The organism is Phenylobacterium sp. (assembly GCF_036963605.1).
Taxonomy (GTDB): Bacteria; Pseudomonadota; Alphaproteobacteria; order Caulobacterales; family Caulobacteraceae; genus Phenylobacterium.
This window is the reverse complement of sequence record NZ_JBALUY010000120.1, coordinates 1-6,654: the sequence shown is the minus strand read 5'-3', so window position 1 is coordinate 6,654 and position 6,654 is coordinate 1. Positions and strand designations below refer to the sequence as shown.

Here is a 6,654-nt window from a genome sequence, read left to right as displayed (position 1 = left end):
CCCGCGGCCTGACCTCGACGCCCGGCGCCAGGTCCTTGACGCCATCATAGCGGTCGGGGTCGTCGGCGACGATGACGGTGCGGGCGACCCCTTCGGAGGCCAGTTGCCGGGTGATCTGGGCGGGCGTGAAGCCGCTTTCGGCCGCCTGGCCGCCGGTCATGGCCACGGCGTCGTTGAACAAGAGCTTGTAGGTGACGTTCGCCTCGGCGGCGACGGCGGCGCGGATGGCGAGCGAACCGGAGTGGTTGTAGGTCCCGTCCCCCAGATTGACGAAGACGTGCTTTTCCGTGGTGAAGGGCGCGGCCCCCACCCAGCTCAGGCCCTCGCCGCCCATATGGCTGTTCAGGTCGGTGTTGGGGTCGGTGAAGCTGGCCATGTAGTGGCAGCCGATGCCGGCCAGCGCCCGGGAGCCTTCAGGCAGGCGGGTCGAGGTGTTGTGCGGGCAGCCCGAGCAGAAGAAGGGCTTGCGCTGCTGGTCCGAGGACAGGCTGACGGCGGCGACGCCGGCGGCCGAGACCCGGTTCAGATAGTCATAGACCCCGTCCATGTGGGGGCCAGGGGGCAGGCGGTCGGCGATGGCCAGCGCCACCTCGGCCACCGAAAGCGCGCCGAGGTCCGACAGCAGCGGATGGCCCTGCTCGTCGGTCTTGCCGATGATCCTCGGCCGCGCCTGCGCCGGCAGGTCATAGAGGGCGGCGCGGGCCTGGCCCTCGATCAGCGGCCGCTTGTGCTCGATGACCATCAGCGTCTCAAGGCCGGCGGCGAAGGCGCGCAGGCCCGTGGGCTCAAGCGGCCAGGGCATGCCAACCTTGTAGATCGAGACGCCGAGATCGGCGGCCTGGGCCGGGCTGATCCCCATAGCCGCGAAGGCCTCGATCACGTCCTTATAGGCCTGACCCTGGCAGACGACGCCCAGACGCGGCCGCGGCGAGGCCAGGGTCACCCGGTCGATGCGGTTGGCGCGGGCGAAGGCGAGCGCCGCGGGGAGCTTGTAGGTCCGCAGCCGCCGCTCCTTGTCCATCGGCTGGTCCTTCAGCCGGATGCCGAGGCCCTCGGCCGGGAGCTTGAAGCCGGCCGGCGTCACGAAGCGGTGGCGATCCAGTGAGACGTCGATGGTCATCCCGGAGTCCATGGTGTCGGCGAGCGCGATCAGCCCGACCCAGAGACCGGAGAAGCGCGACAGGGCGTAGGCCATCAGGCCGTAGTCCAGCACCTCCTGCACGTCGGCCGGCGACAGCACCGGCATCTCGAAATCCTGGAAGGCGAATTCCGACTGGGACGGCAGGGTGGAGGACTTGCAGTTGTGGTCGTCGCCGGCCACCGCGACGACCCCGCCCTTAGGCGATGTCCCGGCGAAGTTGGCGTGCTTGAAGACGTCGCCGGTGCGATCAACGCCGGGCGCCTTGCCGTACCACATGCCAAAGACGCCATCGTACAGGGCGCCCGGGAAGAGATTGGCCTGCTGGCTGCCCCAGACGGCGGTGGCGGCCAGGTCCTCGTTCAGCCCCTCCTTGAACACCACCTGGGCGGCGTCCAGGTGTTTACCCGCGCGGTGAGCCTGCTGATCGAGGCCGCCCAGCGGCGAGCCGCGATAGCCCGACAGGAACCCCGCCGTATTGAGACCCGCCGCCTCGTCCAGGCGTCGCTGGTCCATCAGGACCCGCAGCAAGGCCTGGACCCCGGTGATGAAAACCCGACCCTCGTTGAGCAGAAACTTGTCGTCGAGCGTCACATCCGAGTGCCGCATCGCAATATCTTTCCCTTTTGGGCTCCCTATAGGCTTGCAAGATCATATAAGAACGCCGCAATTGCTTACCTAAGGCGTGCCCCTGACATCCGGTTCCAGGGCACGAACCGGGCGCATATACGGAAAATTGGGGAGAAAACCGTGTCCGAGACCCTCGACGCCGTCGATGCCAAGATCCTCGACCTGATCCAGCACGACGCCGGCCTGTCCGTGGCCGAAATCGCCGAGCGCGTCGGCCTGTCCTCGAGCCCCTGCTGGCGGCGGATCAAGCGGCTGGAGGACGCCGGCGTCATCCAGCGCCGGGTGACCATCCTGGACCGCGAGCGCCTGGGTCTGAACTTCGAGGTCTATTGCACCGTCAAACTCTCCCTGCCGACGAGGGATAATCTCGACGCCTTCGAGCAGGCCATCACCAAGCTGCATGAGGTGGTCCAGTGCGCCACCGTCACCGGCTCGGCCGACTATGAGCTGCGCATCGTCACCCGCGACATGCACGCCTTCGACAACTTCCTGCGCGACCAGATCCTGTCGCTCGGCCTCGTCTCCAACATCGAGAGCCGCATCGTCATCCGCGCGGTGAAGAACACGACGGCCGCCCCGCTCGGCCTGATCAGCCCCTATGTGAGCGCGCGGGGCTAGGCGCGGCCCCGCCCGATTCCCGCTAGGCTTCGGCGGCGATCGGCGCCGAGGAAGGATCTGCGATGTTGATGGGAAGCTGTCTGTGTGGCCGCGTGGCCTATGAGGCCGAGGCCACGGTCGAGACCATCGTCCACTGTCATTGCGAGACCTGCCGCAAGGCGCATGGCGCGGCCTTTTCCAGCATCGCATCGGTTCCGCGGGACCGGCTACGCTGGGTGCAGGGCGAAGACCTGCTCGGCGACTATGAATCCTCGCCCGGCAAGGTGAGACGGTTCTGCTCGGCCTGCGGGTCGCAACTGGTAGCGGAACGGGACGGAAGTCCCAATGTTATGCTCAGGCTCGGTTGCCTGGACACCCCTGCGACGGCCGAGCGTCAGTGGCATATCTGGCGTTCGGACGGGGCGAGTTGGTACGATCCCGGTGTGGCGCATCCCGAACTGGCCGAGGGTTTCCCGCCCGCCTGACATGGCCAAAGGGGCGGGCGGGCTAGCGAAGCTCCGCCAAGAAGGCCGCATGGCTAGGGATGGCGTCGTCTGTGAGGCCGACGGCCAGGGACTCGGCCTCGACGATCAGGTCGGCCACCTCGTCGCTGAAGCCAGCGCCCAGGCGCCGCAGCGCCAGGGCCCGGGCCCGGACCAGCAGCAGGGCCGCCTGAGGGTGACGGGCCGAGAGCCGCTCGGCCCAGGCCGGCAGATCGTTCCATGACCCGCGCAGCTCAGAGCGCCGCCTGAGGATCAGGGCCGCGGCCTCCCGGTGGGCGGGCCAGTCCATCAGAAAGGCCAGGGCCCGCATCAGGTCCCCGTGAGCAGCGGCGATCTCGAAGGCGCGGTCGAGCGCCACCACATCCTCGAAGTCCGCCAGCTTGGCCAGCAGGGCGCGCAGCGCTTCAGGCGACAGGGTGCGTTCGAAAAGGCGCCATCGCGCGGCATCGGCGGCATCGGTCGCGCCCTCGGCCTCCAGCACGGCGATCTCGGCCGCATACCAGGCCTCGCCCTGCGGCTCGGGGCCGGCGGTCTTGCCTTTGGCCGGACGCGCCTGCGGGTGCGAGGCCCTCGCCGCCTCCAAGGCCTCGCGCGCCGGTCCCGCGCGGCCAGCCTGCGCGAGCCGCCGGGCGACTTCGGCGGCGGTGTCCGGCTTCTTTCGATCCGCCTCGGAGAGGGAGAGAATCCAGGCGTCCAGATCACCGGCCCGATCAGCGAGCCTTCGCACCACCAGGGCCAGGCGACCCGTGGGCTGAGGCTTGCCGGCCGTCAGATCGACCAGCAGCCGTTGGGCCAGCTCCGGGCTGAGCGCGCCGGCGCCGCGGCCGATCCACACCGCCCATTCCGACAGCCGGGTGGCCAGGGCGCCGCCGAGAACGGGTCCCGCGAGCTCCGGCCCCAGCTTCGAGGCCAGGGCCGCCAGGTCGCTTGAGGCGGAGTCAAAGATGAGCGCCAGCTCGCCCTTGGGGTCCTGCACCCGGCGGGTGAGGCCCGGATAGAGGTCAAACCAGGCCACAAGCCGATCCAGCGCCAGGCCGGGGTCCAGGCCCACCAGCCGTTCGACGATCATGCCGTGCAGTGTCTTCAATTCGGTGAGCAGCTCCGGCCGCTTGCGCCAGGAGACCCGCGTCCGGCTGACCTCCAGGGCCGTGAGGCGCTTGTCCAGCTCAAAGGCTAGGTCGGCGGCCCCCACCTCGGCGGCCAGCTCCATGCGCAGACGGCGCTTCAGGGCCGGCCCCGCCGTCTCCATCAGCAACTCGGCCAGCCGGTCAGCCCCCAGGGACGCCAGATTGGCCTGCGAGAGCACCTTCTTCCCGCTCGCGGGGCGACGCACCATCAGCCCTCACCGCACCCGGCGAAAGCGGACCCGGTCCTCGTGTCGGACCGGGGATATGGTCTGTCGGCTCGTCAGATGGTCCCGCAGCGGATCGTATTTTCCCATGCGCCTAGAACGCGCGAAAGCTGCGCGGTTGCAAGGTGGCGCGACCTGACGCCCGCCGATCCAAGCCTCGCACACGCCAGATCGTGAATTCAGCGTCGGGCGGGGATGCCCTCCAGAAACCGCGCGATCTGGCGATCACCCCGCAGGCGGACCAGCGGCGTGGTCGGCGCCAGGCGGGCGATAGCCGCCTCCAGCCGCGGGCGGTTCTCGCGGTCGAAGTTCCAGATGTATTTCAGGAATTCGAGATCGACCTTTTCCGGGCAGTCGGGGGCCATGTCGGGGCGGGTCTGGCCGCGGTGGCGCAGCGCCCGCCAGATCACCCGCCACAGGCGCAGGGCCAGCGGCTGGTCGATCCACACGATCAGGTCGGCCTGGGGCAGGCGCAGGTCGAAGGTCTTGGAATTGTAGATCCCGTCGGTGATCCAGCGGCCGCCGGCCAGGGCTTCGGTCACGCGCTGGCGGAAGACCGCCGGATCGGATTCCTGCCAGCCCGGCTCCCAGAACAGCGCGTCCAGATGCACCACCGGAAGGCCGGTCTTCGCGCCCAGCCGCCGGGCCAGGGTCGACTTGCCCGTGCCTGCGCAGCCTAGGATCACCACCCGCTCCATGACCGCCTCCAGCGATGTGCAAAGGATATCGCTTAGCCGTGTGACCAGACGATTCCATGACGCGCCGGCGCGTGTCGGCTCCACAGCGTTGCCGAGCTGTCGTCAGGCCGTGTTCAGCCTAACCTCAGAACGGCCGCATGGGCGGGGCGGCGCTGGGCGCTCGCAGATGGTTCGCGCGCGGCGAGGCGGGCGCAGCGGTCATTGAAGGCACGGGTTCCGCGAGAGTCCGCCCACGAGCATGGCCAGGGCGGCCGGCAGGTCTCGCGTTGAGGCTCCGACGCATCCGCCAACTGCCCTTGGCGCCGAGACGTTCTATAGTCGGAGGCGACCATGGCCAAACGGGAGACGACCGTGACGATCGAACGGGTGATTCAGCAGCGCCGCAAGGATCTCGGCGGCTTCGAGGTGGGCCGGGTCCTGCCCTATGGACCACGCCGGATGGTCGGACCTTTCATCTTCTTCGACCATATGGGGCCAGCCCGGTTCGATCCCGGCTTTCCGGCCAATGTGGATGTTCGCCCTCATCCGCATATCGGGCTTTCGACGCTCTCCTACCTGTTCGACGGCCAGATCACCCACCGCGACAGCGTCGGCGCGATCCAGGAGATCAAGCCCGGCGAGGTCAACTGGATGACGGCCGGTAAGGGGATCACCCATTCCGAACGGTTCGAGCACCTGCGCCATGAGGGCGGGCGGATGGATGGCATCCAGGCTTGGATCGCCCTGCCCCAGGCCGACGAGGAGACCGATCCCGGCTTCGTCCATTTCGGCGCTGATGAACTGGTCCGCCACGATGAGGCGGGCCTGAGCGCGGTGCTGATCGCCGGCGAGGCGTTCGGCGCCAAGTCCAAGGTGCCGGTCCACTCCCCGCTCTTCTATGTGCACTGGACCCTGCAGCCAGGCGCGCGGGCGCAGCTTCCGGCCGAGTATCCGGAGCGGGCTGCCTATGTGGCCCGCGGCCAGGTGGAGGTGGAGGGTCAGACCTATAGCGAAGGCCAGATGCTGGTGTTCGCGCCGGGTCAGCCGGTGCTGTTCACAGGCGTGACCGAGGCCATCGTCATGCTGCTGGGCGGCCAGCCGGTGGGGCCGCGGTTCATCGAGTGGAACTTCGTCTCATCCTCAAAGGACCGGATCGAGCAGGCCAAGGCCGACTGGCGGGCTGGCCGCATGAAGCTGCCCGACGCCGACGACCAGGAATTCATTCCCCTGCCCGGCGATCCCCCGCCGGAAGCCAACCCCATGTCCTGAACGACACAGGGCCTGGGCGTTACGCGCCCAGGCCCTGGTATTCGTCCGTCGCCTGCGTGATCAGGCGGCGCTGAGGCTCCAACCGCCGCCGGCCGCCGGGCAGGCGGTGTAGCGCTCGGTCGTGCTCTGGCCCATGCGGGGCTGGATGGTCTGCTGAACCACCTTGCAATTGGCGTTGGCGTAGCCGCCGCCACTGGCTGCAGGCTGCACCACCCATTCGGCCACATAGCCGGTGATGTAGCCGTTCTGCTCGACCATCAGCCAACGATCGCCCGCCACACGGCCGGCGACGTTGAAGGTCTGGCCGCCGCGCAGCTGACCCACGACCGCGCCATTGGTGGTCGGGCTGCCGCGCAGGTTCACCGTGTTGGCGGTGGTGAACTGGGCGTTGGTCGGCTCGAACGAGGTCCGCAGGGGCTGCACGCGACCGCTGAAGCGGAGGTTGGCCGCCGAGGTCGGCTGGCCGAAGGACACGCCCCCGCCCCCGCC

Annotated in this window: 7 protein-coding genes; 3 read left to right on the top strand and 4 right to left on the bottom strand. The window is 68.8% G+C overall.

Features of this window, described 5'->3' with window-relative positions:
* Positions 1-1,747: thiamine pyrophosphate-dependent enzyme (locus V7702_RS16230; RefSeq protein ID WP_335651122.1), on the bottom strand; the 1,747-nt coding region annotated here is incomplete at its 3' end.
* 141 nt (positions 1,748-1,888) lie between these two features.
* On the opposite strand from V7702_RS16230, the gene V7702_RS16225 reads away from it, so the two are divergent.
* Both V7702_RS16225 and V7702_RS16220 read left to right on the top strand, forming a co-directional pair.
* Positions 1,889-2,386 (top strand): Lrp/AsnC family transcriptional regulator, encoded by a 498-nt coding sequence (locus V7702_RS16225; RefSeq protein WP_335651121.1) that lies wholly within the window; start codon positions 1,889-1,891, stop codon positions 2,384-2,386.
* Between the two features lie 68 nt (positions 2,387-2,454).
* Positions 2,455-2,850, top strand: a complete 396-nt coding sequence (locus V7702_RS16220) for a GFA family protein (RefSeq protein ID WP_335651120.1) — start codon at positions 2,455-2,457, stop codon at positions 2,848-2,850.
* A gap of 22 nt (positions 2,851-2,872) precedes the next feature.
* Here the strand turns inward: V7702_RS16220 and V7702_RS16215 are convergent, their stop codons facing one another.
* A complete protein-coding gene (locus tag V7702_RS16215; RefSeq protein ID WP_335651119.1) occupies positions 2,873-4,204 on the bottom strand; it encodes a DUF6880 family protein in 1,332 nt (443 codons plus the stop codon).
* Positions 4,205-4,398: 194 nt separating this feature from the next.
* Positions 4,399-4,917, bottom strand: coding sequence for a hypothetical protein (locus V7702_RS16210; protein WP_335651118.1), 519 nt, complete (start codon positions 4,915-4,917; stop codon positions 4,399-4,401).
* 330 nt (positions 4,918-5,247) lie between these two features.
* Between V7702_RS16210 and V7702_RS16205 the strand changes: the two genes are divergently transcribed.
* Positions 5,248-6,165, top strand: coding sequence for a pirin family protein (locus tag V7702_RS16205; RefSeq protein ID WP_335651117.1), 918 nt, complete (start codon positions 5,248-5,250; stop codon positions 6,163-6,165).
* A 60-nt stretch (positions 6,166-6,225) separates the two neighbouring features.
* Here the strand turns inward: V7702_RS16205 and V7702_RS16200 are convergent.
* Positions 6,226-6,654: SH3 domain-containing protein (locus V7702_RS16200; protein ID WP_335651116.1), on the bottom strand; the 429-nt coding region annotated here is incomplete at its 5' end.

Excerpts from the sequence above, each read along its gene's own strand:
- V7702_RS16205 (WP_335651117.1), top strand. The coding sequence starts at position 5,248 with ATGGCCAAACGGGAGACGACCGTGACGATCGAACGGGTGATTCAGCAG.
- V7702_RS16215 (WP_335651119.1), bottom strand. The coding sequence starts at position 4,204 with ATGGTGCGTCGCCCCGCGAGCGGGAAGAAGGTGCTCTCGCAGGCCAAT.
- V7702_RS16210 (WP_335651118.1), bottom strand. The coding sequence starts at position 4,917 with ATGGAGCGGGTGGTGATCCTAGGCTGCGCAGGCACGGGCAAGTCGACC.
- V7702_RS16220 (WP_335651120.1), top strand. The coding sequence starts at position 2,455 with ATGGGAAGCTGTCTGTGTGGCCGCGTGGCCTATGAGGCCGAGGCCACG.